Raw genomic sequence first — 25,240 nt, forward strand, 5'->3', positions numbered from 1 at the left:
TTATCTGTAATCGTTAAAACGGCCCGATGTCCAGCCTGCACCCCTCTGTTTTAGCAGATCCAAAAAAGGAGCGGGAACCGAGCTGATCTCCCTGTTTTCTTTCAAATGAAAATATAGCGAATAGCTGTCTTCTTCTTCAAATATATTTCTGGAAAAAAATGCAATGATGTTTTCATCTTCAAATATTTCCAGATCCCCGGATTTATAGTGATTTGCCAGGTTTAACTTTAGTATAGTTCTCAGTTGATCAATATCTTCGGCAGGCATAGCGAAAGTACTGCAGTTACTGAGATAGGAGAGGAGATGATCGGTCACAAATGAGGAGACCGAAGAAGAAGCCAAACCAAAAAAATCGAACTTTTCGTTCGTGTCATCATCATAATCGAGCAGATAACAATATACAGCCGGATCGTCTTCAAGGAGATCTTCCTTTTTTATGGCCCAGTACATATCTTGTTCAGCCTGTACCATTAGGGTAATGGCGTTGTGCCCCTTAAAATCTGAAATGATAAAACCATCTCTGAAAATATTTGCAAACCAGTTATCTTTTTGTCCGTTAGGATAAGTATACACGACTTCTTTCAGTTGTTTTGATAAAAGAAAATATGCTTTGATCGCAGCGGGTAGCTTTAAATTCAACCTCTTTTCAAGCTCAGAAAATGCTTCCAAATCATCTGTTTTGGGAATTTCAAAGTCATACCAGTCTTCAATCAGGGTCCTGATGAGTCCCCATTTGTCAGCTACAGTTGGCTGATCTGTTTTAAATAGAGGTTTGTAATCTTTCAATGTCTTTACTTTTGATTGTCTTTTGTGTGGTTATAGCTCTTCCCATCCGCCATTTTGAGGATCGTACTTTTCAAAAGTACCACTATCTGTCAGCTCAGAGGCGGTCATTCCGGCTTCGAATATGCTATCTGTATCAAAACCTGCATTAAAATACAATCCTCTGTCTGTTAATAATGCCGTAATCGTAAATTCCTCATGCGCAAAACTTTGTCCATCGGCCCTGCTTTCGTTTTGAACGTATCCATAGCTCTCCAGGCATTCCCTTAGGTACTTAATCTCTTCCGATGTGAAAGGTACAAGGTTTTTTTCATCATCAAAAAAGTTTTCATTATCTGAGCTTTGTTCCTTGGTTTTTGTTTCGCTTTTGAAAAGTTGTACGTCGTAACTCATAAGGTCTTTTTAACGCTTACATCAAATATAATTCCAATTATTTCATCTGGTTGCATGCAGGATAAAGGAAGTAGATTGGTATTCGGATAAAAAGACAGACAATTTTGAGTTGTAATAAATAGGCTGGCGTAAATTTAAATCAGAATTAACACTATATTTAGTTTTGGCTAATATATAGCCAGTAGTTTTGTGCAGCAATGTTGAACTATATCCAAAGTATAAAAGAGGGTGATCATGTATCTTTTGAAATAGTCTTTACGCTATGTCATAAAAAGGTTTATGCCTATTTTTTTAAGAAGACGGCCTCCGAAGATATGGCGCAGGAACTCACTCAGCTTGCTTTCATCAAATTATGGAATTTTAAGCATACGCTTTCTGAAGAACATGAGCTTGATGTACAATTGTTCCGCATCGCAAAAACCACCTTACTGGATTACTTTAAAAAGCTGAGTAACGACGAGCGGAACCTTAAACTCTATTACAACAGGCTTTCTGAAGAAAGCGTTGATCAGAATCAGAAGTTTGAAACCAATCAGCAATTAGAGGTGGCCTTAAGTGTGCTTCCCCCGACACGCAAAAAAGTCTTCATTTTAAGTCGCCTGCAGGGGTACTCTTATAAGGAAATCTCCGAACAGCTTTCGATCTCGCCCAGGACGGTTGAAAAGCACATCTCACTTGCGATCAAACAGCTTGATGGCTACGCATATCTGCCATTGTTTATCCTTATGGCTAAGTTTCTCCCTTAATAAAAAAATATTTTTTATCCGTTACGGGTTTGTCCCCAATTCAATCGTATTAGTAGTATGAGTGTATCTGATGAGTTGTTAGATAAATATTTTAAAGGACAATGCAGCCCCGAAGAAAGACTGCAGGTGGCCGCTTATTTAAATGAAACTGACGACTTGCCAAGCCATCTATTAAGTAAGGAGGAATGGGATCAAACCAGTGATGCCGCAATAGATGAGGTAAAAACTGAGGAGATGTTTAATGTGGTCAAAAAGCAGACCATAGCCAAAGTCTATCGGTTAAAATGGATTAAAATCACTTCAGCAGCAGCAGTAGTTCTGGCGGTACTTTTGATTGGCCTCTTTAACTGGCCCAACAATAAGTCAAATCCGGATCTGGCCAAAAGTGCAGTTTCATCTGTTGAAACCGCAAACCAGATCAGCTGGAAATCAATTGTAAACTACACAGAAAACAATCAGTTATTTACCCTGCCCGACAATTCTACTGTTAACATATTTCCGGGAGCGGAACTGAGGTATGCCATCCCATTCGTGAAAAACAAGAGAGAAGTGTATTTAAGTGGAAAAAGCTTTTTCAATATTGCAAAAGACAGCAAACATCCTTTTGTGGTCTATGCTAAGGGAATTTCTACCACGGCCCTGGGTACCTCTTTTACCATTACAGCCCTAAGCAAAAGCAGGATGATTAAAGTACAGCTGCATACCGGTAAGGTTTTGGTGAAAAGCACAGATTCCCTAAGTCAGATTTCCAGATTTACTGAGGTGCTCCTTCCGGGAAAAGAACTGGTATACAACAGCCTTGCGAATAAAGTGAGCGTTTCTGATTCCAAAGCTTTAAGCTTAAGAAAGGAAAGTGCCATCAAAGAACTGAACTTTACACAGGCACCTTTGGTTGATGTTTTCGAAAAACTGGAAAAACATTATCATGTGAAGATCGCTTATGACCATGCTGATTTATCCGGCATGTCCTTTACAGGAAGCTTAAAACTGACACAACCCATAACTGCTATTTTAGGGGAAATTGCCGAATTAAACAAACTAAATCAAATTAAAACAACCGAAGGTTACCTGATTAGAAAGTAAATCCAAAACCATAATAGAATAAAAATTAACCCACATGAAATGGTGGGAAGGGATCTTTTTTGCCAAAAAACAACCAAACAAAAACAGAAATGATTAAAAAAATTACTACACACTTGTTCTTTTGCCTGCTGATGATATCAGTGTCGGCAAAATCCTGGGCTCAGACATCAGAGATCACGGGGATTGTAAAAGATGAAACCGGGCAGCCTTTATTGGGGGCCTCCATACTTTTACTGAATACGAAAACAAATGAAAAGAAGGGGATCATGGTCAATTCGGAAGGTCAGTTTCAGATAAAGGGCCTTTCTGCAAACGTACCTTACAGTATCAGCGCTTCGTTTATTGGTTACGTGACCAAAACCATAGACAATTATGTACTCAAAGCAGGGGAGCAGGCCACTTTGCTGATCCAGTTAAATCCCACTTCCACCTCATTGACAGATGTGGTTATTGTGGGGTATGGAAGTCAGAAGAAGAAGGATGTAACGACATCTATTGCAAGTATTAAAGCCGCAGATCTCGAGAATCAGCCGATTAGCAATGCGGCAGAGGCGATGGTCGGGAAAATGGCAGGTGTACAGGTCTCCCAGGGTTCAGGAGCTCCGGGAGGTGCATTGGCGATCAAGGTTCGTGGGGTCGGGACGATTACAGCAGGTTCAAATCCACTGTATGTAATCGATGGTGTACCCATCTCGAACGATAATATCAATACCTTGAATACCAACGATATCGCCTCTATTGAGGTGTTAAAGGATGCATCTTCAGCTGCAATCTATGGTTCAAGAGGATCTAACGGGGTGGTATTGATCACCACAAAACAAGGTAAAAATGGAGTCTCGACGATCAGTGTAAACAGTTATACCGGATGGCAAACACTGGCACATAAAATTAAGATGATGGATGCTTACCAGTACGCGCAGATGGTCCTGGAATCAAGGAACAACTCCTATGTGGATGTGATGGAAGCCAACAACAGAAAATATGTTGACAGAGGACAACCTGTGGTAAATTTTAGTGTAAATGACAACAATGGTGTACGTCTATTTAATACCGGCAACAATACCAATACGGTTTTGCCATTGGAAGTTTTACCTTATTTACAAGGTCAGCAGGGCTTAACAAATACCGACTGGCAAAATGAAATCTTTAGAACCGCACCAATACAAAACCATTCCATTTCTGCAGCAGGTGGTAGTGAGTTGTTAAAATATTATGGTTCACTGGAGTATTTTGATCAGGACGGGATCATTTTAAACAGTGGGTTCAAACGTTATAGCGGCAGGTTAAACCTGGAAGGCAAAAAAGGGGTCTTTAGATACGGTGTTAATTTCAGCCCGTCAGTGATCAATGAAAAGAAAGTAAATGCCAACGGGGCCTATAATTCTAATGGAGGGGGGATTGTGGCATCTGCCTTGCATTATGCACCAATTTTTCCGGTATACAATCCGGATGGCAGCTATAACTTTGACCAGAATTCCTGGAGTGCCGGTACCACTACCATTTTGCCAAACAATAAACCAGAAAATGGTAATGGAGGAACACAAGCCTGGAATCCGGTCGCATTGGCGATGCTCCAAAAAGACGACGTAGCTACAACCAGAATGACCGGGAGTGCTTTTTTGGAAGCTGAACTGATGAAAGATTTAAAATATAAGATTCAGTTGGGAATTGACCTGTTTAACAGTTCCGAAGATATCTTCAGGCCATCTACATTTCCGCAATCCAATACCAAGGGAAATCCATTGTCGGAAGCAACGGGCTCTTCCCGAACGATAAAAGAAACCAACTGGCTGTTAGAGCAAACTTTAAATTATGCAAAAACCATTGGCGATCATAACATCAATGCCCTGATCGGTTGGTCTACGCAAAAGGATGATCTGAGCGGTAATTATGCCTTTGCTTCCAAAGGATTTATCAGTGACCAGGTTGAATTTATCAAGGCTGGTATTGTGACCAATGGAACAGCTACCAGAACGCAATGGGCTTTGGCTTCAGGTATTGCCAGGTTGCAGTACAGTTACAAAGGGAAGTATTTGTTTACAGGTTCCTTAAGGGCGGATGGTTCTTCAAAATTCGGAAAGAACAACAAATGGGGTTACTTCCCTTCAGCATCAGTGGGATGGAGATTATCTGAAGAAGATTTCCTTAAAAACTCGGAATCCATTTCCGACTTGAAACTGAGGGCCAGTTATGGTTTAACAGGGAATTTTAATATTCCTAATTATGCCGCTCAGGGCTCAATGAATAATTATGGTTACGTATTTGGCGGTACAACTCCTGGTGTGATTAATGGTGCAGCTCCAATCACCCAACCAAATGACGACCTGCAATGGGAAAAAACGGCACAGTTAAATCTGGGTTTTGATGCCGCATTTTTCAAAAATCAACTTACATTATCCGTAGATGTGTATAATAGTAATACCAATAATCTGCTACTGGATGTACCGGTGCCGATCTCTACTGGTTTTGCCACCGAGTTGAAAAATATTGGTAAGGTGAACAATAAAGGGATTGACATCAATTTAGGCACACAACAACAATTCGGTGGTGTCAAATGGAATGCAAGTGCCAATTTCTCTAAAAACATAAACAAAGTAGTAGAGTTGGGACCCGGCAATGCAGATATCATCAAAACCGGCTCTGTGGCAAATGCTTACTTCATCACCAGAGTAGGTGAGCCTATTGGGTCTTACTACTTGCCGGTAGTTTTAGGTGTATTTAAAAACCAGGCCGAAGTAGATGCCTATCCTCATTATACGGATACACAAGGTAATTTTGACGTGAATACTTCTAAACCAGGTGATTTTAAATTTAAAGATGTGGACGGCGACGGGATCATCGATCTGGCAAAAGACCGGGAGATCGTAGGAAATTACCTGCCGAAGTTCACGTATGGGTTTGCGACTTCTGCAGAATATAAAGGAATAGACCTGAACGTATCCATGCAGGGTGTTTATGGAAATAAAATCCTTAACCTTTCCCGCAGGTATTTTGCGAACAAAGAAGGAAATATGAACAATATGGTGAGTTCACTGGACCGCTGGATTTCAGAAAGTAATCCGGGAAGTGGCCAGGATGTAAGGGCAAACCGTGCGGCCAAAGGAAGCAATGGCACTACATCTACCTGGCATATTGAAAATGGTTCCTATTTGCGCATCAGGAATATCGCTCTGGGCTATACACTGCCTGCAAGTTTTGTAAAGAAAGCAGCTTTAACTAAAGTCAGGATTTATGTGTCTATGCAGAATCCTTTTACATTCACCAAATATACAGGCTATAATCCGGAGGTGACCAACCGTGCCGATGCCACTACAAATGGCGAGGACTACGGGGTATATCCAACTGCAAAAACAACATCAATAGGCATTAACATCACTTTATAATTTTAAAAAGATGAAAACATATATCATATCAATCCTTATCTGTGGCTTAATGATCACTGCCACATCATGCAAAAAATTCCTGGATTTAAAACCACTCGATTCTTATACGGAGCGCACATTTTATAATGATGAAAAAGGACTGCAGGGAGGTTTGGTCAGCTGTTATGATGCCTTGCAGACGGATAGTCTTTATGGAAATAATCTATTAACGCTGGCAGAGCTTCGCGGGGATAACCTGACCGATAATGATCCTGGATCGGGAGCAGGGGTACGTAACCAGATTGAAGTGTTCTCAGAAACCTCTGTGAACGTTATTCTTGCCGGTGCCTGGATAGGGAATTATCGGGCGATCTATCGCTGCAATATCATTTTAGACCGTGCACCAGCCATCAGCATGAACGAAACGACTAAAAATCAGATCATCGGGCAGGCAAAATTTATCCGTGCGCTAAGCTATTTTAATTTAACCCGCCTCTGGGGCAATGTACCTTTGGTGCTTAAGGTTCAGAAAACAGAAGAAGCCAGACAGAATTCCCGTGCCACTTCTGCAGAGGTATACCAACAGGTGATTGATGATCTAAAGGATGCAGCAGGGAAACTACCAGTTTCATGGGCCGATGCTCAACGAGGCAGGGCAACGAGTTATGCCGCCTCTGCACTGCTGGGAAAGGTTTATCTCTATCAGAAAAAATTTGATCTGGCAACCGCTACACTGCAACCTGTTGTAGCAGCGATTTATGCCGGAACTGTATTGTCTACAGTACCACAAACGACCACTTTTCCTAATAATCTCAAAACAAGCAAGGATGTTATTTTTGCAGTTCAATACCTTTCAGGAGGATTAAAGGAGTTTGTAAATCAGGATAATCGTTATAGAAATAACAACAATACAAATATCATTAATATCCCACAAACCTTATTTGAAGCAGGGGATAACCGTAAAGAACTGGTCGCCACAACAGGTACAGGTGGCAGGCCTGGAAAATTTAATGGCCCGCAGGTAAACAATGAAACGAGTAGTGATTTTCCGGTTATCCGCAGTGCAGATGTTTTACTGATGTATGCAGAGGCATTAAATGAAGGTGCTTATGGAAACGCAGAAGCATTTAAAGCAATCAATGCAGTCCGCTCAAATGCCAATGCATCTGTAAGAACCGCGGCAATATTGACTTCGCAAAACGAATTCAGGACTGCGGTATACCTGGAAAGAAGATTGGAGCTGGCTTTGGAAGCCGACCGTTGGTTTGATATTGTAAGAACAAATCAAATGGCTACGATATTTCCGGGCATCCCTGCTTTCAGAAGTATCTATCCGGTTCCTCAGGTGGAAATTGACAATATCAATAATAAAAACGGCTGGCAGAATGCTGGCTATAATTAATTCATTAATTAAAAAGGCCGGTACGATAAAAGTACCGGCCTTTTGCTTTAAATACGCTGATCTGATATGAAACTGAGATCCCTTTTCCTTTTAGTCTGCAGCTGTTTTTGCAGCATTGCAGCATGGGCGCAAAACCAGAAACCTAATCCTCAATATGTTCTTCAAAGCACACCTAACCCTGTTCAATATAAAAACTTCTACCTGTTTACTTTATTCCAGCAGGAGCAGGGTCTGAAAAAACTGATTCAAAATGATCCCGGATTAAGTACTTTGTTTAAAAACAGAACCTTAAAAATAGCGAATGCCATTAAAGAATGTGGGAACGACATTACCTGTTTTGCCAATGCCTTCAAATTCAATGAAGATGAAATTAGTGCTATCAGTACCCGTTTAGTTCAACTTTTTAAAGAAACGGATGTTTTAAATGTAATGCTGCAGCGGCATGTTATTCCTTCAGGATGTTATGCGATGTATGGTCATTTAGCACCAGTCGAAATGCTGGTTAAAGCCTGGGAACAAGACGCGAAATCTGTTAACCATACCATTGCAGTATACGTAGAAGGATTCAAACCCAATTACCCGAAAATTGATTCTATAGGATTTAATGTGAAGGATAAAGGTTATCCGGAACTGGTCAATACCAATGCTTTACTAAGTTTGAACACCAAAAATAAATTGTTCTTTGAACCTTCCATGCAGTTTGCCCTGATTGCCCTGGAGATCAATGAACGGAATGAAGCGGGAGATTATGAGCCAATGATGAGCACGGTAAACAAAGCAAGTCTCAGTGCAATAAAAAAGACAAATTTTTCTGCCTATAAATACAGCCTGATTTTGGTGCCGGGCGAAGGACCGGAAGAACGGGATACAGAACTCAGTGCCGGGGGAATGTTGCGATGCAGACTTGCCGCAGAACAGTACAATAATGGGGCTGCCCCTTTTATTATGGTATCGGGTGGGAGAGTCCACCCTTATAAAACGAAGTACAGTGAAGCTTATGAAATGAAGAGATTTTTAATGAATAGCTTACATATTCCCGAAAGTGCAATCCTGATGGAGCCCCATGCCAGACATACCACTACCAATTTGCGCAATGCGGCGAGGATCATGTTCAGGTATGGCATGCCCATGGATAAAGTGGCACTCACTGTAACCGTTAGATCACAAAGCAGGTATATCAGTCATGTGATGCCTCAACGTTGTATCAAAGAACTGGGATATGAACCTTACCGGATCGGAAAACGTTTGTCGGACAATGCACTGGAATTTTTTCCAAATGTAATGTCTCTGCAAATCGATTTTGATGAACCGATGGATCCATAAACAGACAGATGATCTACCTGTTCCCGGGTAGATCATTACCCCCGAAAACCAGTATTTTGAACAAAAAAGCAGGATGATGTGTTTTTGTTGGTTACTTTCGGTTCCATATCTAACCCTAAAAAAATGAAAAGAACATTCGCACTCCTGGCCTTGATCTCCTGCTCAACGATATTGTTTTCCTGTGGAGGAAAAAAAAATGATCCCACACCTGAACCACCTGCAGCTGGATCCAGCTGGAAATTAGGTAACTATACTTATACCAGAGGTGCTTCAAGTCAGGGAAGCAGTGGCGGCCTGGCAGGAGTGGTCGTGACGACTTCCGGCGATGGTGGCAATCATGGTGTGTATTCCGGCAGTGCATTGGATGCCTATTTTATTGCGGCCCTGGGAGCGGGGAAATATACGCTGACCAGTACTACTGTCATGTCGGCCAATACAGGTACAAGGTATATGGCACTAACCTGTGTTGTGGGGACGGCAGTAACCACTGGTGCTGTTAGTTATGCCGCTACTGCTACATCAGGAGGTACTGCTGATGTAACCGTAGATGCAAGCGGAAAATATCACGTTAATATCAGCACTCCGGTGACACTGGTAAAGACAGCTGTTACCGGCGGCGGGATTCCGGGAGCACCGGATACCTATAGCTTAACTGTTAAAGATGCTTATTAATTCTTGTTATAAAGCTCTAGGCAACACTGAGTAATGATCGCTCGATAATGTCAAGACTCTCCATAATCTGTTCTTCAGTGATCACCAATGGGGGAGCAAAGCGGATCTTGTTTCCATGAGTAGGTTTGGCAAGTAAGCCATTCTCTTTAAACTTCATGCAGATGTTCCAGGCCATATCGGATTCTTCAGAGCAGTTGATGACAATTGCATTCAGTAATCCTTTTCCTCTCACTGATTGGATCAGGCCCGTTTTTGTAGCAATGTTTTCTAATCCTGCTCTGAATAGGTTCCCAAGTTTATAGGCGTTTTCAGCAAGGTTTTCGTCAATTGCTACCTGTAAGGCTTCTTTTGCAACTGCACATGCCAAAGGATTTCCTCCATAGGTTGAACCATGTTCTCCAGGTTTAATGGTCAGCATGATTTCATCATTGGCCAGTACTGCCGAAACCGGCAATACCCCACCTGAAATGGCTTTTCCTAAGATCAGAATGTCTGGCTGGTTGCTTTTATCTTCAGAATTGACATCATAGCTGGCCAGCATACTTCCTGTACGGGCAATTCCGGTTTGGATTTCATCAGCAATGAACAATACGTTATAAGCCTGGCAAAGTGCTTTAATGCGTACAAGGTAGTCTGCATCTGGTACAACAACCCCAGCTTCACCCTGAATGGGTTCAACTATGAAACCTGCAATATTTTTATCTGTCTTTAAAAGGCTTTCAAAAGCCTCCACATCGTTGTAGGGTACATGGGTAATTCCGCCTACAAAGGGACCAAAGTCTTTCCTGGCACTTTCATCATTAGATGCGGAAATGACAGAAATGGTTCTGCCATGAAAATTTCCATCAGCAAAGACGATTTTAGCCTGATCAGGCTCAATACCTTTAATTTGGTAAGCCCATTTTCTACAAAGCTTCATCGCCGTTTCTACTGCTTCCACACCGGAATTCATAATCAGCGATTTATCGTAACCAAAGAGGTTACATACAAATTCTTCGAAATCCCCTAGTTTGTCACTATGAAATGCCCTGGAAGTCAGGGTCAGTTCTTCAGCCTGTTCTTTAAGTGCGTTGATGATCCTTGGGTGACAATGCCCTTGGTTCACAGCTGAATAGGCAGAAAGAAAATCATAATACCTCATTTCTTCAACATCCCAGACGAAAACCCCTTTTCCCTTTTTCAGGACAACAGGCAGTGGATGATAGTTATGTGCACCATATCTTTCTTCTTTTTCTATTAGCTCCTCGCTTTTACTTAAATTTGCTGTAATATTCATAATTGACTGTTTATTGGTGCAAAGATAATGAAATTTATTATTTTTCGTTTTCAATGGAGTTAATTTGACTTTTATATGGGTTTATAAAGTGTATTTAACACTAAGGCTTGTTTAAAAGAATCACGTAATCTTAAATATAAGTATGGACCACATTGATGAATTCGACATTCAAATATTAAAACAACTGGAAATAGATGGACGTATGGCCTATTCGGCTATAGCAACCACGCTTGGCATATCCAACACCATGGTTCATCAGCGGATTTCCAGGTTAACAGAACAAGGGATATTAACAGGGATTAAACCTGTGTTAGATGAAAAAAAGATTGGGTACGACTGGGGAGCTTTTACAGGAATCACACTCGAAAAAGACCATGACTCCAACCGGATTATTGAAGAACTAAAGAAAATTCCGGAAATTACAGAGTGTTATTACATTTCAGGAACGTATACCTTGTACTTAAAAATCATCGCCAAAAATCATGGGCACATGAGGCAAATACTCTATGAAAAAATCGACAATATACCTGGTATTGCCAAAACGGATTCCATCATGGAACTAGGATGTGCGTTTAAAAGAAATATCATCCTGTAAATTCCTGATAAACGCTTATCTTTATGGTAGTTGTAAGAAAATCCTTCTGTTATGGAAATTAACTACACCATTACCATTCCTGTATTCATCATTGTAGCAGCATTGATTGTTTTTCTGATCCGAAGAAATAATACGGACAAGAAAAAAATGGAAAAGGAAATCATCGATTCGGAGATCAAGCCGGAAAAGCACAACTCAGGTCGGGTTTAAGCAAATGATGCCCGTTTTCTGTGCTGATCCGCCAGCATTGTTTAAATATTAAACATTTTCCTATTTTAGGGTGTTAAAGCATTCAATAGATACAACATGACTGTAAAAGAAATTCTCAGCAAGTTTGAAACACTTGGAGATGAGGCGGTACTTAAGCGTAATTTAAAATATGGTGCCGGTGATAACCAGTTTGGTGTTAAAATGGGAGACCTCCGGACCATAGCTAAAAAGATAAAAACCAATCACGAATTAGCGAAAGACCTATGGGCCACAGGAAATCTGGAGGCAAGGCTTTTGGCAACATTAATCGTGGTCCCGAAAAAGCTGACTGCTAAGGAACTGGAGGATATGGTAAGCGTTGCTACGTTTTATCAGTTAGCAGATTGGCTTAATTCCTATGTGGTAAAGGAGTATCCGGATAAAGAGACACTCAGACAAAAATGGATGGTATCTGAGGGCATCATGACTGGTCGTGCAGCCTGGAGCCTGACCGCCGGACGGGTAGCAAGAAGTCCTGAAGGATTAGACCTTCCTGCGCTCCTCGACCGGATTGAATCCGAAATGGCTGCTGCAGCTCCGGAAGTGCAATGGACGATGAACACAGCCCTTGCGCAAATTGGAATATGTTTTCCCGAACATCGGGACAGGGCATTGTCTATAGGAGAAAAATTAGGTATTTATCGTGATTATCCGGTGTCTAAAGGATGTACCTCGCCATTTGCACCAATATGGATTAATGAATTGGTGAAGAGACAGAATACCTAGCTGGTTTTTATCAATTTTAAACTGCGGTTCAATAAAGCCAGCGCAAATGCTTTTTTTTGTAAGGTTCTGAAAATCTGTATTTCCTCCATCAAAGTCGTTTCATTATCAAGGAATTTCAATATCTGTACGGGATTATTTTTTTTGAACATGGTCGAAAAAATTTCTTCACCTGAAAGGCGTCTGCTACTGAGTAAATGAAGGAGTGTAGCATCATAGGTATCAAACCTTTTTGGCGAAATAGCTGAAATATGAGGGTTGCCGGATTTCAGCAGTTGCTCAACAATCGCAGCGGTATGTTTCTGTATAAAACGAAAGGTATAACCAGTGGATCCTTTGGTAAATCCTCCTGCAGTTCCAAGATAAATGATGCGGTTTTCCTGTTGTTTCAGGGGATGATCAGACATAGGGATTACCCCTTTTTCCTGTTCTTTAATGCAGTAATCTTGGCAATTTAGCTGTTCCCGGATGTATTGCTTCAGGGCAGCTGTATAACGCTCTGCGGGTAATTCATTCTCAGAAAAAACGGTGTATTCGACTAAAGCAAGGTTTGCACTTAACGGAAGTACGTAGATAAAAGATGTTCCTCCCTGCTGAACCGTATTAAAGTCCATTAGTATTGCACGGTCAGGATCAAATACAGGCAATTTGGTTTCTATGGTCCAACCCTCGAAATGTTGCAGCAGATATTGGTAACGATCTGGTCTTTTTTCCTGGATTTGTGGAATGCTGGAGAATACATAATCAGTGCTGAAAGTCTCTCCGTCAATGACTACAAATGCCTGTTCTTTCTCAGTGTATATTTTTTCTACATTTCCCTGGATGATGCTGACCTGGTTATTCTCTGATAATTGTTGTTCCGTATGTGCATAGAAGTCAGCCGCCCGAATCATCTTATATTGATAGGGGCAGATGTTCAGTTGCTCATTTACAGCGGGACTGAAAAAGGATAAATGATTCCATTTTCTATACACAGCGGGTTCAAATACATCCGGATGTTTTTCCCAAAAACACCATGTCTTGTCATTTTCTTTTTTACTGACTTTATCTACAAGCAATACCTGCTTGTTTGATGTTTTAAGATAAGATAACATGCGCACAGCCAGGCTTCGGCCTGAACATCCTCCTCCGGCAATGATGTAGTCAAAGTGTTTCATGCCTGTTTTTTTTGAGATTGCTGCCAGTATTTCCGAGCTGCAAACAACATTCCGAACGATTCACCATCATGCCTGTCCAGGTGTTTATGATGCATTTTATGAGCTCTTTTAATCGTTTTTATGTACTTGTTATTGCTTCTTGAAAACCATTTAAATCGTTGATGGATCACTACGTCATGTATCATAAAATAGGCGATGCCATACAGTAAGATTCCAAGCCCGATATAAAATAGCCAATTGAATCCTTCTCTTGCCCCAAAAAAGAAAAGAAGGATACTGGGAGTAGCAAATATCAAAAAAAAGAAATCGTTTTTTTCAAAGAAATGAGGCTTTTTCTGGTGGTGATCTTTGTGCAATACCCAGAGCAGACCATGCATTATAAATTTATGTGTAAACCATGCCACACCTTCCATGAAGATAAAAGTACCTGTTGTGATCAGAAAATAGATAATCCAGTTATTCATTGGTCTGCTCCTTTTTGTGATGAACAATTACTTCTTTAAAACATATTTTTAGCCATTCTGTATATTTTTCCTCCTCATGAATCAGGTTGTTCTGCAGTTTTTCCATGTTGATATAACTGAATGCAGCAACTTCTACCGGATTGGGTTGAGGTATCACATCTGATACCCCAAAATAAACATGATCATATTCATTTTCTGTCAGGCCATTTTCAAATTCAGCAAGATACGAAAAGCTGAAAACAGGATGTATCTCGCATTCCATTCCCATTTCTTCTTTTAACCGTCTTTTTGCGGCTGCGATGGTCTCTTCACCAGGTCTGGGATGACTACAGCAGGTATTTGTCCATTTTCCTGCAGAATGGTACTTATCAAAAGCCCGCTGCTGCAGTAAAAGTTCCCCTGCCCGGTTAAAGATAAAAATACTAAAAGCCCGGTGAAGTTTGCCTTCAATATGCGCCTGAAGTTTAGGCATGGTTCCTAAAAACCGATCGCTGTGGTCTACAAGTATTACTTCTTCTTCAATCATATGGCTAACCCTTTCTTTTCCTCTTCGGAGCAATAGCTGGAAGCAGATAAATATTTTAAGATATCCTGCTTCAATTTTTTATCTTTTATTGCTTTTACATTGCTCAACAGGTGTTTTTTGTCTTTTATGATGTCATCATTATAGTTAAGGAATCCAGGAAGATTGGTTTGAATGGCAAACCTCAAAAATCGGATTTCCATATTGTCAGGGTCCTTTTTTACTGCTTCTTCGATCAGAACTTTTCCTTTTTTAAACCTTTTGAATTTATTGACCGGATTAAATCCATACCTGCAACGCATCATCTCTGCAACTCCTTTATAACAGATCAAAACTGGCGGAGAGGAGGGGCCTATGACAGAAAGGATCTTTAAAAGCTGGTCTGCAGCCGCTTTACTGTGTGCAGCAGCTTCGAACAGACTTTTCACTTCCCGGAGTTCCGGTTCTGCCGGATAGGTTTTTATTGCAAACAACAGGAGGAAAATGGCTGCTATTTTCATATGGTGTTTGTTTTGTAGCGGATGATAGAGTCAAACATCAACCCGAACTTATGGGCATTGGAAATTCTGATCCTTTGGGTCATCACTTTCTCAGCCGTACTGTTTTTTATCTTATTGAACAGCTTTTTGTAATACACATAGGCCAGGTAAACTCCATTTTTAGAGGAGGCAGGCAACTCCCTGATGCCAATCAGTGCGAGTTTGAATTCTGTCTCTATTTCCTCTTCTATCTGTTTTTTTTCGATGTTGGAGAACTTAGATAAGTTCACATTTGGAAAATAAGTACGGTTCAGTGTATAAAAGTCTGCATTTACATCTCTCAGAAAATTCACCTTTTGAAAGGCTGAGCCCAACTTCATCGCTGAATCTTTTAGTTTTTCGTATTGTGTTTGATCTCCTTCAGTAAAGACCTGCAGGCACATTAATCCCACTACCTGTGCGGATCCCAGAATGTATTGATCGTATTTTTCAGGGGTGTATAGTTCTTGCTTAAGATCCATTTCCATACTTTGAAGAAACAATTCTATCAGATCTTTGTCTATTTGATATTTATTCACGACTTCCTGAAAGGAGTTGAGTATGGGATTGAGGCTGATCCCTTCTTCAATGGCCTCATAGCAGTCTCTTTTAAACTTAGCGAGTAAAGTGATTTTGTTATAGTCATGAAAGCTATCCACGATTTCATCCGCCAGCCTTACGAACCCATATATGGCATAGATAGGATGGCGAAGCTTTTCGTCTAAAAAATAAATACCCAATGAAAAGCTTGTGCTGTACCGTTTGGTAATCATTTCGCTGCATGCAGCTGATAGTTTATCAAATATCTCTTTCATCGTTGTTTATTTAAGTGCTTTATGAGTTGTTGAGCGGCTATATTTCCTGAGATGATTGAAGGTGGAACTCCAGGACCCGGAACAGTAAGTTGTCCGGCGTAGAATAAGTTGTCTATTTTCTTGTTTTTTAAGGAGGGTTTCAGGTTTGCCGTCTGCATCAGTGTGTTGGCCAGTCCGTAGGCATTCCCTTTATAGGAATTATAATCTGCAACGAAATCACTTACGCAATAACTTTTCTTATAATCAAGTTGTTCCCGTATAGCAGTGTCTGTGTATGCCTCAAGCCTGTCCATGATCAGACTGAAATATTCTTCCCGGATGGCTTCAGGATCTTCAAGGTCTGTTGCAAGAGGCATGAGAATAAATAAATTTTCGTGTCCGGCTGGTGCAACAGAAGGGTCGGTGATACTCGGACAACATACATAGAATAACGGTTTTGTGGGCCATTTTGCATCTTTGTAGATTTCCTGCGAATGTTGTTTCAAATCTTCATCAAAGAATAAGGTATGGTGATTTAAGCCACTTATTTTAGTTTTTACGCCCAGATAAAAGATGAGACAGGAGGGAGCAAGAACCCTGTTGTTCCAATATTTTTCTGAATAATTCCTGTAGGTCAGATCTAAAAGTTTCTCTTCTACGTGATGGTAGTCGGCAGCAGCAATAATGCCTGCGTACTCCAGCGTTCCTTTTGTTGAACTAAGGTTAATGACGCGTTTTCCCTGTACATCGAGAGCCGTTACGGCGGCATTGGTGTGAAATTTTACACCTTGTCTTTCTGCGACATCCTTCATGGCCTGAATCACTTTGCCAAAGCCACCCTTGGGATACCATGTGCCTAGTTTGAGTCCCGCATAGTTCATCAGGCTGTATAATGCCGGTGTATCTTCGGGCATGGCACCAAGAAATAGTACGGGGAATTCCATTAAGGCAATGAGCCTGGGATCTTTAAAGTATTTTTTTACATGTGCACTAAAGGAGGTAAAAACCTGTAATTTAAACAGACCCTTTACCAGCTCTGCATCTGCAAATTCAAGCAAAGACAATCCTGGTTTGTAGACAAGCTTCCCGATTCCTATCCTGTACTTATATTCGGCTTCAGTTAAAAAACGTCTCAATTGAGCTGAACTTCCACTTTCTATAGATTCAAACAACAAACATAGTTCTTCAAAATCAGCAGGAATGTTTAACACATCATCAGCACCGAAAACTACACTGAACCCCGGGTCGAGCAATTGCAGCTCATAAAAATCTTCGGTTTTATAGCCAAAATCATTAAAAAACTGCTCGAATACGCCGGGCATCCAATACCAGCTCGGCCCCATATCAAACACATAACCATTGATGGTTCTGAGTTGACGGGCCCTTCCGCCGATATCAGAATTTTTCTCATAGACGTCAACGCTGTAGCCTTGTTTTGCGAGATAAGCTGCAGCACTGATTCCTGCAAATCCTGAACCGATTACCGCTATTGCGAGTCCTTCTTTTTTCTGATGATCCGACATACAGGTTGCTATAGTTGCCCTCTTGTTTTTACCTCATGAAAATTTTCAAGTTTTGTAAGCAACCTGATCAAATCCATTTTCTCCTGATGGGATAATGGTTCTGTCACCTTCATTGAAGCGATTCTTATATTTTGCATACTTTCATTTAGCAGCTGAGTTCCTTTTGAGGTGATGTGAATCATTCTGTTTCTCTTATCACTGTCTAATGCTGCCTGTTCTACCAATCCATTACTGATTAGCCTGTTGACGATTTGCATTCCTGCTGATTTTTCATGAATATTTAATCTTATCAGCGCCGTTTTCGTCATACTCCCAAACGAAACCAAACTGATTAAATAGATAAATTCATCAGGTGTGGAAAAAGAGGTATTGGCTATCGCGGCCTTGGCATGCAATCTGGCATATTTATAAAGATGAACCAGGGAGGTATTGATGACACTATCCGCTGAACGTCCGTTTACCTTTCCATCCCATTCGGGTTCCGGAAGTGCAGGGCGACCTTTTTTTTGGTAATATTCATTTAACCATTGTCCAAATAAATAAGGATCCTGCTGATGGTGATCAGATTCCTGTTCATAAATTTTAATCAGATCGATGACCTCAATTATTAAATCGTAATACATATTATCAGTTTATTATGTGCAAATATATACTATTAATGTGCTTTATTACATTAATTTTTTAAATAATAGCTTTTTATTGAGGATTAAAAGTACAAAATAATACTTTTGTCTGAGTGATGCTGTAGCAACTAATGGATAACGTTAGGTGGTATGAGATTGGAAATTAGTAAAAGGCTGTATTGAGGTGCAGTTTTTGCGGACAGTTATTTTGAATAATTGACGAATCGCAAAATGAAGATAGCAACATATAATGTAAACGGAGTCAATGGCCGCCTGCCAGTATTATTGCGGTGGTTAAAGGAAGCGAAACCTGATGTCGTATGCTTGCAGGAGCTGAAAGCCCCACAAGAAAAATTTCCGTTGGAAGCGATAAATGAAGCTGGTTATCAGGCGATCTGGCATGGGCAAAAGAGCTGGAACGGAGTAGCCATCCTTTCTGCAGGCGCAGAGTTGAAGGAAGTCCGCCGGGACCTGCCAGGTGATGCTGAAGATCTCCAAAGCAGGTATATTGAGGCAATTGTGAATGATATGGTGATTGGTTGTCTTTATCTTCCTAATGGAAACCCATACCCCGGACCGAAATTTGATTATAAGCTGGGTTGGTTTAAACGCTTTTCTGAGCATGCTAAAAAGTTGCTGGATAAAGGTGTTCCGGCTATCCTCACCGGAGATTTTAATGTGATGCCAACGGAAAAGGATGTGTATAAACCAGAACGCTGGATCAACGACGCATTGTTTAGGGAAGAAGTACGGGAAGCTTATAAGCTCCTGGTTGATCAGGGATGGACAGATGCCATCCGGAAGCTATATCCTGAAGAAACCATTTATACCTTTTGGGACTATTTTCGTAATGCCTATGGCCGTGATGCCGGCCTTCGTATCGATCACTTTCTTTTAAGCCCTCAAATTGAGAAAAGATTGATCGGCGCAGGGGTAAACAGGGAGGTAAGAGGATGGGAAAAGACAAGTGACCATGCGCCGGTCTGGATAGAGATTAAGTAAGGAAATCGTTGCAAAAAAGCAGGGTATCCCGGGTCAAAAAACTTGATTCAGCGGGCTGTTTTTTGTATCTTTGAGCAGCTTCACCGGAAACTCGGATTTACCTGTAAACCGGCCTTCATTATCTGTTTAATGACCAATATCTGGGCAGAAATTTCTATCTGCAGGGAAGCTTTTTGTTTTTATGAAAGAAAAAAAATCCCCTTCCTCACCATCGTTTAAAGAAGCAATAAGGTTCTGGTTCAAATTAGGTTGGATAAGTTTCGGAGGAACCTTAGGCCATATCAATATTATGCACGATTTTCTGGTTGAAAAAAAGAAATGGATCAGCAGCAGCAGGTTCTTTCATGCACTTAGTTTGTGTATGCTTTTACCCGGACCTGAAGCCCAACAACTGGCGATATACATCGGATGGAAACTTCATGGTAAAAGAGGAGGGATACTTGCCGGAATATTTTTCATTCTGCCTTCTATGTTTATTCTTCTGGCATTGAGCTGTATATATGTTACTTATGGGAACCAGAGCTGGATGGATGCCATATTTAGTGGCTTAAAACCAGCAGTTGTGGCCATTATTTTTCATGCCGTCTGGAGTGTAGGCAGAAAAGCATTACATACCGTTTCGCATTACCTGTTTGCCGGGATTGCCTTTGCAAGTATTTTTTTCTTTGATATTTCCATGCCCTATATTATCCTGGGTACCATCACTGCTGCTTTAATCTTAAGGTATTTCTGGCCTTCATTAGTGTATAAAGGGAAGGCCCTGGAATCTCATGAAATTTTGAATGAAGAGGAGTATTACATTAATCATAAAACTGAAGGAGGAAAGGACTTCAATGCTAAATTGTTATGGAAACAATGCTCATTATTTATCCTCCTTTGGGTTATTCCATTCCTGCTTTTCTATATTTTAAGTCCTGATTTTACCTTCTGGAAGGGCTTAGTGTTGTTTTTTACCCAAACTGCTCTATTTACAATAGGGGGATCTTATACGGTTTTGCCTTATGTGGCTCAGTTCAGTGTTTCAAAATTTAACTGGTTGAGTAAATCTCAGATGGTAGATGGCTTCGCATTGGCGGAAACCACTCCCGGACCACTGATTATTGTAGTTTGCTACGTGGGCTTTATGGCAGGTTATAACCATTTCGATGGCTCTTTGCTGATGGGAACTGTCGGACTCCTGGCCACCACATTTTACACTTTTTTACCCTCATTTCTTTTCATCTTTGTTGGTGGGCCGATATTAGAGCGTACAAGGGGAAGCCAGGTCATCAGTGATGTACTTGGTTTTGTAACTGCAGCGGTAGTAGGAGTGATCCTTAACCTGACGTTTTATCTGGGGAAGGATGTGCTCTTTCCTCTGGGCATGATGCTGAACAAAATAGATCTGATGGCCTTACTATGGGTGGTTATATCCCTGATATTGATTTTTAAATTCCGGCTCAACATTGTCTGGTTAATTTTGCTCAGCATGTTATACGGATGGTTACAATACTAGGAGACCAGGGATGGTATTTTGACAGCCAACAAATCTTTACCATAGTGAGGTGATGAATTTTTCCATTACAGCTCGATGAATAATCAAAACACTTGTGGCCAGGATAATGTTTTCTAAGGTAAATAATAGCGATCACATGCTGGAAACCTATGGACTAAGCGAAGAAAACAGCATTTTACCAATGCTGGAAGATTTTAAAGATGAAGACGAAATCAGGGAATACTGCTGGAAGGTACTCCGGACCTATCCTGATCTGAAAAAAGAAACCTGGACTGTTGGGTTGGAAGGGGGTGATTACATTTACAGTTTCGCAGGCAATTATATCTTTATTACTGATGATATCTGGAGCTTTAATCTGATTGCAAAGCAGCCTGTCCTCGAATTACTGGCAGCGCAGTTGAAGCAGGAGCGTAAAAATTGTATGGATAGATAAATAATAGTTTTTAACTATTTAATATAGATTTAATTGATCATGATTATTGAATTCAATATGTTAAATTTATAATGCATTGCAAACACCTAAACACAAGCAATCATTCATTATAAATTTAAGATATGGAAAGAGAATCAAATGACATCAGTAAATGCCCCTTTCATAACGGTACTATGAAACACAATGTTGGAGGTGGCGGAACGCGAAATAACGATTGGTGGCCTAACCAGTTAAAGCTGAGTATTCTCCGTCAGCATTCCTCTTTGTCAGACCCAATGGGTGAAGATTTTAATTATGCAGCAGCCTTTAACAGCCTTGACCTTGCAGCAGTAAAAGCAGACCTGAACACACTCATGACCGACTCGCAGGACTGGTGGCCGGCAGATTTTGGTCATTATGGTGGTTTGTTTATCCGTATGGCATGGCATAGTGCCGGAACTTATCGCGTAGGCGACGGACGTGGCGGGGCAGGTGCTGGCTTGCAACGCTTTGCTCCACTCAACAGCTGGCCTGATAACGTAAGTCTGGACAAAGCACGCAGATTGCTTTGGCCGATTAAACAAAAATATGGCCGCAGTATTTCATGGGCCGATCTGATGATCCTTACCGGTAACGTAGCATTGGAATCCATGGGCTTTAAAACTTTTGGTTTTGCCGGTGGGCGTGAAGATGTATGGGAAGCAGATGAATCTGTATACTGGGGTTCTGAAAAGACCTGGTTGGGTGGCGATATCCGCTATGCGCATGGATCATCTGGTGTAGAAGGTGATGGGGTATTGGTTACAGACGACAATGCAGACGGTGATGTTCATTCCCGCAATCTGGAAAAACCACTTGCAGCAGTACAAATGGGCTTGATTTATGTAAATCCGGAAGGTCCGGACGGGAATCCTGACCCTATTGCTGCCGCCAAAGATATCCGTGATACATTTGGCCGCATGGCGATGGATGATGAGGAAACAGTAGCTTTAATAGCTGGCGGACATAGCTTTGGCAAAACCCACGGTGCTGCCTCTGCAGATCATGTAGGTAAAGAGCCTGAAAATGTAGATGTAGAATTCCAGGGCTTAGGCTGGAGCAATAGCTATGGTTCGGGGAAAGGTGCCGATGCCATCACCAGTGGACTGGAAGTGATCTGGACAAAAACACCAACGCAATGGAGCAATAATTTCTTTGAAAACCTTTTTGGTTTTGAATGGGAACTCTCTAAAAGTCCTGCAGGGGCTCACCAATGGGTGGCTAAAGATGCAGAAGCTTTTATCCCTGATGCTTTTGATGGCTCAAAAAAACACCTTCCAACGATGCTGACAACCGATCTTTCTTTAAGATTTGATCCTGCCTACGAAAAAATATCACGTCGCTTTTTGGAAAACCCTGATACATTTGCCGATGCTTTTGCACGTGCATGGTTTAAATTAACCCACCGCGACATGGGACCGCGTGAGCGCTACCTGGGTCCGGAAGTGCCACAGGAAGAATTGCTGTGGCAAGACCCTATTCCTGCAGTTGACCATTCATTGATCGATGAAAATGACATTGCTGCATTGAAAGTAAAGTTATTGGAATCCGGTTTAAGTGTATCTGAACTGGTTTCTACGGCATGGGCTTCGGCTTCTACCTTCCGTGGTTCCGACAAACGTGGCGGCGCCAATGGTGCACGTATCCGTCTTGCACCGCAAAAATACTGGCAGGTAAATAACAATGCAACTCTGCAGAAAGTACTGAACCTGTTGGAAGGCATTCAAAAGGATTTTAATGCTGCACAGGCAAGCGGTAAGAAAGTTTCGCTTGCAGATTTGATTGTGCTTGCTGGTACTGCAGGCGTTGAAAAAGCGGCGAAAGATGCAGGACATGCGGTTGCTGTTCCTTTTACACCTGGCCGCATGGATGCTTCACAAGAACAGACTGATGTAGAATCATTCGGCTATCTGGAACCTGCTGCTGATGGTTTCCGGAATTACCGCAAATCAAAGCTTCCGGTATCTACAGAAGAATTACTGATTGATAAAGCACATTTGCTCACACTTACTGCGCCTGAATTAACAGTATTGCTGGGTGGTTTGCGTGGATTGAATACCAATTTCGATGGTTCTAAACATGGGGTATTCACATTGCGCTCAGGACAACTGACCAATGATTTCTTTGTAAATCTGCTCGATATGAATACCGTATGGAAAGCCGTTGCCGCAGATAAGGAAGTATATGAAGGTCGCGACCGGAATACGGGCGAAGTAAAATGGACAGCTACCCGTGCAGATCTTGTTTTTGGCTCTAATTCAGAACTGAGAGCGATTGCTGAAGTGTATGCAAGTTCAGATGCTCAGGGCAAGTTTGCAAAAGATTTTGTGGCTGCCTGGACTAAAGTGATGAACCTGGACAGATATGATTTGAAATAATCTCCAGATCAAAACTTTCGCTCCCAAAGGGCGCAAAAAAAACCGAACCCAGGAAAGTTCGGTTTTTTTTGTTGATGAACAATAGTTGCTGTCTATCCTTGCAAGATGGAAGGACTCGCTTTATCTTAGAGAACAAATTTTAAAAAAATGAAAAGTTACTTTTTGATCCTGATCATGATGATCATCTCTCTTAGGTTTTGTGATGCACAAAGCAAGACCGGATTCAAGTCCTGGAATCCGATGAAAGAAAAAGGAAATTTCATTCAGGGGAGGGGTTGGTCTGAAGGTTTCAAAAATGACTATGATCGTTTGCCAGCGACTGCCGAAACCAAGGTTAGAAAGGCAGTCTGGGACTTATCGGAAAATAGTGCGGGGCTAAACCTGCGATTCAGCACAAACGCAGAAAATATCGTGCTGAAATTTGCGGTCAAAGAATCCCTTCAGATGCCCCATATGCCTGCTACAGGAGTAAGTGGTGTGGATCTGTATGCTAAAGATCAGAATGGTAAATGGCTATGGTGCGCCGGAAAATTTGCTTTTGGTGATACCATCAGCTACCGGTTCAATAACATCTCAGGAAATGATCAAGGTAGGAAAGATCGGGAGTATACGTTGTATCTTCCATTATATAACAGTATAAAATGGATGGAAATTGAGGTTGCAGCAGATCGTGATTTCAAGCCAAGCCCGGTGCGTCCTGAAAAGCCCATCGTTGTTTATGGAACTTCTATCGCTCAGGGCGCATGTGCTACACGTCCAGGGTTAGCCTGGACTTCTATTTTAGGGAGAAAACTGAACAGACCTATGGTCAACCTCGGCTTTTCGGGAAATGGAAGGCTGGAAACTGAGGTCCTGGATTACCTGTCTGAGATTGATGCCAGTTTGTATGTACTGGATTGTATGCCAAATCTGACTGGTGAGGACATTTCTACCCTTAAGAATAAAATTGTGGATGCCGTAGTTCTTTTGCAGCGTAAACGTCCTGGCGTCCCTATTCTTTTAACTGAACATGACGGCTATTCGGAAGAAGAGATGCAGCAGGTTAAGAAAAAAGAATATGAAAAGGCAAATACAGCAATGGCCCAGGCTGTTGATGCCTTAAGAAAAAAAGGATCAAAAAACATTCATTTACTGACTAAGAAGGAAATAGGACAGAACATAGAAAGTACGGTTGACGGGGTACATCCCAATGATATTGGAATGATGAATTATGCGAACGCCTACGAAAAGAAAATTAAGACTTTTCTTTAGTCAGCTTTGCCGGTGCTCCGGAACTTATTTTACTTTTTTGCGTTGATAGGCGACAACTTTCCAATCCGCTCCATCTTTAATAAGGTGATAGGATTGAAGGAGCTTTTTATTTCGGCAAATAATAGATAGTGCTCCCGCATTGTCTTTAATTTCCAATGCAGTTACCTCGTATATTAAAGGGGTTTCCGGGAGTGGCGTACCAGACCTCTCCGGAGTCTCCTGATGATAAACTACGTTAAAGTTTCCAATGCGTTCTGGCCAGTAATTCTCATAATATTTATTTTTAACAACTACAAGTGTCACTGTTTCGGGGTTAACCTGCGCCTGAAAACTTTTATGATTGACTACACAATTCAGGATTGCTACCGTATTCTGAAATTTAACAAAATCGGATTTAACCTTGTTGCTACATGCACTTAAGATGAGGACCAGTGCCAAAAGAGGAGGCCTCATG

General features: G+C 41.3%; 25 protein-coding genes. 14 read left to right on the forward strand and 11 right to left on the reverse strand.

The features are described from left to right. Together BUC20_RS01790 and BUC20_RS01795 are read right to left on the reverse strand one after the other, a co-directional pair. Positions 1 to 786: a hypothetical protein gene (locus BUC20_RS01790; protein ID WP_073226641.1), complete on the reverse strand. Its 786-nt coding sequence runs from the start codon at positions 784 to 786 to the stop codon at positions 1 to 3. Between the two features lie 30 nt (positions 787 to 816). After that, the gene (locus BUC20_RS01795) at positions 817 to 1,176 is read right to left on the reverse strand and encodes a hypothetical protein (protein WP_073226643.1); all 360 of its coding nucleotides are present in this window, start codon (positions 1,174 to 1,176) and stop codon (positions 817 to 819) included. Between the two features lie 197 nt (positions 1,177 to 1,373). On the opposite strand from BUC20_RS01795, the gene BUC20_RS01800 reads away from it, so the two are divergent. The 6 genes from BUC20_RS01800 (at position 1,374) to BUC20_RS01825 (ending at position 9,764) form a co-directional block, all read left to right on the forward strand. Continuing rightward, positions 1,374 to 1,922 carry an RNA polymerase sigma factor gene (locus tag BUC20_RS01800; RefSeq protein WP_073226646.1) on the forward strand — a complete coding sequence of 183 codons (549 nt, stop codon included), beginning with the start codon at positions 1,374 to 1,376 and terminating at the stop codon, positions 1,920 to 1,922. A 57-nt stretch (positions 1,923 to 1,979) separates the two neighbouring features. Further along, on the forward strand, positions 1,980 to 3,005 hold the full coding sequence (locus BUC20_RS01805; RefSeq protein ID WP_073226649.1) for a FecR family protein: 1,026 nt from the start codon (positions 1,980 to 1,982) through the stop codon (positions 3,003 to 3,005). 89 nt (positions 3,006 to 3,094) lie between these two features. After that, on the forward strand, positions 3,095 to 6,388 hold the full coding sequence (locus tag BUC20_RS01810; protein WP_073226650.1) for a SusC/RagA family TonB-linked outer membrane protein: 3,294 nt from the start codon (positions 3,095 to 3,097) through the stop codon (positions 6,386 to 6,388). A 10-nt stretch (positions 6,389 to 6,398) separates the two neighbouring features. Continuing rightward, positions 6,399 to 7,769, forward strand: coding sequence for a RagB/SusD family nutrient uptake outer membrane protein (locus BUC20_RS01815; protein ID WP_073226653.1), 1,371 nt, complete (start codon positions 6,399 to 6,401; stop codon positions 7,767 to 7,769). Between the two features lie 66 nt (positions 7,770 to 7,835). Beyond that, positions 7,836 to 9,092, forward strand: a complete 1,257-nt coding sequence (locus BUC20_RS01820) for a YdcF family protein (RefSeq protein WP_073226655.1) — start codon at positions 7,836 to 7,838, stop codon at positions 9,090 to 9,092. Between the two features lie 123 nt (positions 9,093 to 9,215). Next, positions 9,216 to 9,764: a hypothetical protein gene (locus BUC20_RS01825; protein ID WP_073226658.1), complete on the forward strand. Its 549-nt coding sequence runs from the start codon at positions 9,216 to 9,218 to the stop codon at positions 9,762 to 9,764. Positions 9,765 to 9,780: 16 nt separating this feature from the next. Here the strand turns inward: BUC20_RS01825 and rocD are convergent, their stop codons facing one another. Continuing rightward, positions 9,781 to 11,040: an ornithine--oxo-acid transaminase gene (gene rocD / locus BUC20_RS01830; RefSeq protein ID WP_073226661.1), complete on the reverse strand. Its 1,260-nt coding sequence runs from the start codon at positions 11,038 to 11,040 to the stop codon at positions 9,781 to 9,783. Between the two features lie 142 nt (positions 11,041 to 11,182). Between rocD and BUC20_RS01835 the strand changes: the two genes are divergently transcribed. From BUC20_RS01835 to BUC20_RS01840, 3 genes are all read left to right on the forward strand, one after another. Further along, positions 11,183 to 11,635, forward strand: a complete 453-nt coding sequence (locus tag BUC20_RS01835) for an Lrp/AsnC family transcriptional regulator (RefSeq protein WP_073226664.1) — start codon at positions 11,183 to 11,185, stop codon at positions 11,633 to 11,635. A gap of 51 nt (positions 11,636 to 11,686) precedes the next feature. Then, positions 11,687 to 11,845, forward strand: coding sequence for a FeoB-associated Cys-rich membrane protein (locus tag BUC20_RS34040; protein WP_200800871.1), 159 nt, complete (start codon positions 11,687 to 11,689; stop codon positions 11,843 to 11,845). A gap of 96 nt (positions 11,846 to 11,941) precedes the next feature. Further along, positions 11,942 to 12,610, forward strand: coding sequence for a DNA alkylation repair protein (locus BUC20_RS01840; protein WP_073226667.1), 669 nt, complete (start codon positions 11,942 to 11,944; stop codon positions 12,608 to 12,610). Here BUC20_RS01840 and BUC20_RS01845 read toward each other — a convergent pair. From BUC20_RS01845 to BUC20_RS01875, 7 genes are read right to left on the reverse strand one after another with little or no spacing between them, the layout of a single operon-like run. After that, complete coding sequence (locus tag BUC20_RS01845; RefSeq protein ID WP_073226670.1) at positions 12,607 to 13,764, reverse strand: lycopene cyclase family protein; 1,158 nt, start codon at positions 13,762 to 13,764, stop codon at positions 12,607 to 12,609. The two genes, BUC20_RS01840 and BUC20_RS01845, sit on opposite strands and share 4 nt — an antisense overlap. Next, entirely contained in the window at positions 13,761 to 14,228 is a 468-nt protein-coding gene (locus BUC20_RS01850; RefSeq protein ID WP_073226672.1) for a sterol desaturase family protein, read from the reverse strand. Before BUC20_RS01850 ends, BUC20_RS01845 begins: the two co-directional genes overlap by 4 nt. Further along, the gene (gene idi, locus BUC20_RS01855; protein ID WP_234994425.1) at positions 14,221 to 14,754 is read right to left on the reverse strand and encodes an isopentenyl-diphosphate Delta-isomerase; all 534 of its coding nucleotides are present in this window, start codon (positions 14,752 to 14,754) and stop codon (positions 14,221 to 14,223) included. The genes BUC20_RS01850 and idi overlap by 8 nt, the downstream gene beginning before the upstream one ends. After that, a complete protein-coding gene (locus tag BUC20_RS01860) occupies positions 14,751 to 15,251 on the reverse strand; it encodes a hypothetical protein (RefSeq protein ID WP_073226675.1) in 501 nt (166 codons plus the stop codon). The genes idi and BUC20_RS01860 overlap by 4 nt, the downstream gene beginning before the upstream one ends. Then, the gene (locus BUC20_RS01865) at positions 15,248 to 16,084 is read right to left on the reverse strand and encodes a phytoene/squalene synthase family protein (RefSeq protein WP_073226678.1); all 837 of its coding nucleotides are present in this window, start codon (positions 16,082 to 16,084) and stop codon (positions 15,248 to 15,250) included. Before BUC20_RS01865 ends, BUC20_RS01860 begins: the two co-directional genes overlap by 4 nt. Continuing rightward, on the reverse strand, positions 16,081 to 17,586 hold the full coding sequence (locus BUC20_RS01870) for a phytoene desaturase family protein (protein WP_073226680.1): 1,506 nt from the start codon (positions 17,584 to 17,586) through the stop codon (positions 16,081 to 16,083). The genes BUC20_RS01865 and BUC20_RS01870 overlap by 4 nt, the downstream gene beginning before the upstream one ends. A gap of 8 nt (positions 17,587 to 17,594) precedes the next feature. Further along, positions 17,595 to 18,209 (reverse strand): MarR family winged helix-turn-helix transcriptional regulator, encoded by a 615-nt coding sequence (locus tag BUC20_RS01875; RefSeq protein ID WP_073226682.1) that lies wholly within the window; start codon positions 18,207 to 18,209, stop codon positions 17,595 to 17,597. 231 nt (positions 18,210 to 18,440) lie between these two features. Here BUC20_RS01875 and xth point away from each other — a divergent pair, with 231 nt between their 5' ends. From xth to BUC20_RS01900, 5 genes are all read left to right on the forward strand, one after another. After that, positions 18,441 to 19,211 carry an exodeoxyribonuclease III gene (gene xth, locus BUC20_RS01880; protein WP_073226684.1) on the forward strand — a complete coding sequence of 257 codons (771 nt, stop codon included), beginning with the start codon at positions 18,441 to 18,443 and terminating at the stop codon, positions 19,209 to 19,211. 181 nt (positions 19,212 to 19,392) lie between these two features. After that, a complete protein-coding gene (gene chrA, locus BUC20_RS01885) occupies positions 19,393 to 20,706 on the forward strand; it encodes a chromate efflux transporter (protein WP_073226687.1) in 1,314 nt (437 codons plus the stop codon). Between the two features lie 136 nt (positions 20,707 to 20,842). Further along, positions 20,843 to 21,139 (forward strand): hypothetical protein, encoded by a 297-nt coding sequence (locus tag BUC20_RS01890; RefSeq protein ID WP_073226696.1) that lies wholly within the window; start codon positions 20,843 to 20,845, stop codon positions 21,137 to 21,139. Positions 21,140 to 21,261: 122 nt separating this feature from the next. After that, complete coding sequence (katG, locus tag BUC20_RS01895) at positions 21,262 to 23,535, forward strand: catalase/peroxidase HPI (RefSeq protein ID WP_073226698.1); 2,274 nt, start codon at positions 21,262 to 21,264, stop codon at positions 23,533 to 23,535. 147 nt (positions 23,536 to 23,682) lie between these two features. After that, positions 23,683 to 24,786 carry an SGNH/GDSL hydrolase family protein gene (locus tag BUC20_RS01900; RefSeq protein ID WP_073226701.1) on the forward strand — a complete coding sequence of 368 codons (1,104 nt, stop codon included), beginning with the start codon at positions 23,683 to 23,685 and terminating at the stop codon, positions 24,784 to 24,786. Positions 24,787 to 24,810: 24 nt separating this feature from the next. Here BUC20_RS01900 and BUC20_RS01905 read toward each other — a convergent pair whose 3' ends face one another. Next, on the reverse strand, positions 24,811 to 25,239 hold the full coding sequence (locus BUC20_RS01905) for a hypothetical protein (RefSeq protein WP_073226703.1): 429 nt from the start codon (positions 25,237 to 25,239) through the stop codon (positions 24,811 to 24,813). Position 25,240 lies beyond the last annotated feature (1 nt).

It is taken from the genome of Pedobacter caeni (assembly GCF_900129215.1).
GTDB lineage: Bacteria > Bacteroidota > Bacteroidia > Sphingobacteriales > Sphingobacteriaceae > Pedobacter > Pedobacter caeni.

Bases quoted from the DNA above. Each gene is read 5' to 3' on its own strand.
- BUC20_RS01795 (WP_073226643.1), bottom strand. From the start codon at position 1,176: ATGAGTTACGACGTACAACTTTTCAAAAGCGAAACAAAAACCAAGGAA.
- BUC20_RS01800 (WP_073226646.1), top strand. From the start codon at position 1,374: ATGTTGAACTATATCCAAAGTATAAAAGAGGGTGATCATGTATCTTTT.
- BUC20_RS01805 (WP_073226649.1), top strand. From the start codon at position 1,980: ATGAGTGTATCTGATGAGTTGTTAGATAAATATTTTAAAGGACAATGC.
- BUC20_RS01810 (WP_073226650.1), top strand. From the start codon at position 3,095: ATGATTAAAAAAATTACTACACACTTGTTCTTTTGCCTGCTGATGATA.
- BUC20_RS01815 (WP_073226653.1), top strand. From the start codon at position 6,399: ATGAAAACATATATCATATCAATCCTTATCTGTGGCTTAATGATCACT.
- BUC20_RS01820 (WP_073226655.1), top strand. From the start codon at position 7,836: ATGAAACTGAGATCCCTTTTCCTTTTAGTCTGCAGCTGTTTTTGCAGC.
- BUC20_RS01825 (WP_073226658.1), top strand. From the start codon at position 9,216: ATGAAAAGAACATTCGCACTCCTGGCCTTGATCTCCTGCTCAACGATA.
- rocD (WP_073226661.1), bottom strand. From the start codon at position 11,040: ATGAATATTACAGCAAATTTAAGTAAAAGCGAGGAGCTAATAGAAAAA.
- BUC20_RS01835 (WP_073226664.1), top strand. From the start codon at position 11,183: ATGGACCACATTGATGAATTCGACATTCAAATATTAAAACAACTGGAA.
- BUC20_RS34040 (WP_200800871.1), top strand. From the start codon at position 11,687: ATGGAAATTAACTACACCATTACCATTCCTGTATTCATCATTGTAGCA.
- BUC20_RS01840 (WP_073226667.1), top strand. From the start codon at position 11,942: ATGACTGTAAAAGAAATTCTCAGCAAGTTTGAAACACTTGGAGATGAG.
- BUC20_RS01845 (WP_073226670.1), bottom strand. From the start codon at position 13,764: ATGAAACACTTTGACTACATCATTGCCGGAGGAGGATGTTCAGGCCGA.
- BUC20_RS01850 (WP_073226672.1), bottom strand. From the start codon at position 14,228: ATGAATAACTGGATTATCTATTTTCTGATCACAACAGGTACTTTTATC.
- idi (WP_234994425.1), bottom strand. From the start codon at position 14,754: ATGATTGAAGAAGAAGTAATACTTGTAGACCACAGCGATCGGTTTTTA.
- BUC20_RS01860 (WP_073226675.1), bottom strand. From the start codon at position 15,251: ATGAAAATAGCAGCCATTTTCCTCCTGTTGTTTGCAATAAAAACCTAT.
- BUC20_RS01865 (WP_073226678.1), bottom strand. From the start codon at position 16,084: ATGAAAGAGATATTTGATAAACTATCAGCTGCATGCAGCGAAATGATT.
- BUC20_RS01870 (WP_073226680.1), bottom strand. From the start codon at position 17,586: ATGTCGGATCATCAGAAAAAAGAAGGACTCGCAATAGCGGTAATCGGT.
- BUC20_RS01875 (WP_073226682.1), bottom strand. From the start codon at position 18,209: ATGTATTACGATTTAATAATTGAGGTCATCGATCTGATTAAAATTTAT.
- xth (WP_073226684.1), top strand. From the start codon at position 18,441: ATGAAGATAGCAACATATAATGTAAACGGAGTCAATGGCCGCCTGCCA.
- chrA (WP_073226687.1), top strand. From the start codon at position 19,393: ATGAAAGAAAAAAAATCCCCTTCCTCACCATCGTTTAAAGAAGCAATA.
- BUC20_RS01890 (WP_073226696.1), top strand. From the start codon at position 20,843: ATGCTGGAAACCTATGGACTAAGCGAAGAAAACAGCATTTTACCAATG.
- katG (WP_073226698.1), top strand. From the start codon at position 21,262: ATGGAAAGAGAATCAAATGACATCAGTAAATGCCCCTTTCATAACGGT.
- BUC20_RS01900 (WP_073226701.1), top strand. From the start codon at position 23,683: ATGAAAAGTTACTTTTTGATCCTGATCATGATGATCATCTCTCTTAGG.
- BUC20_RS01905 (WP_073226703.1), bottom strand. From the start codon at position 25,239: ATGAGGCCTCCTCTTTTGGCACTGGTCCTCATCTTAAGTGCATGTAGC.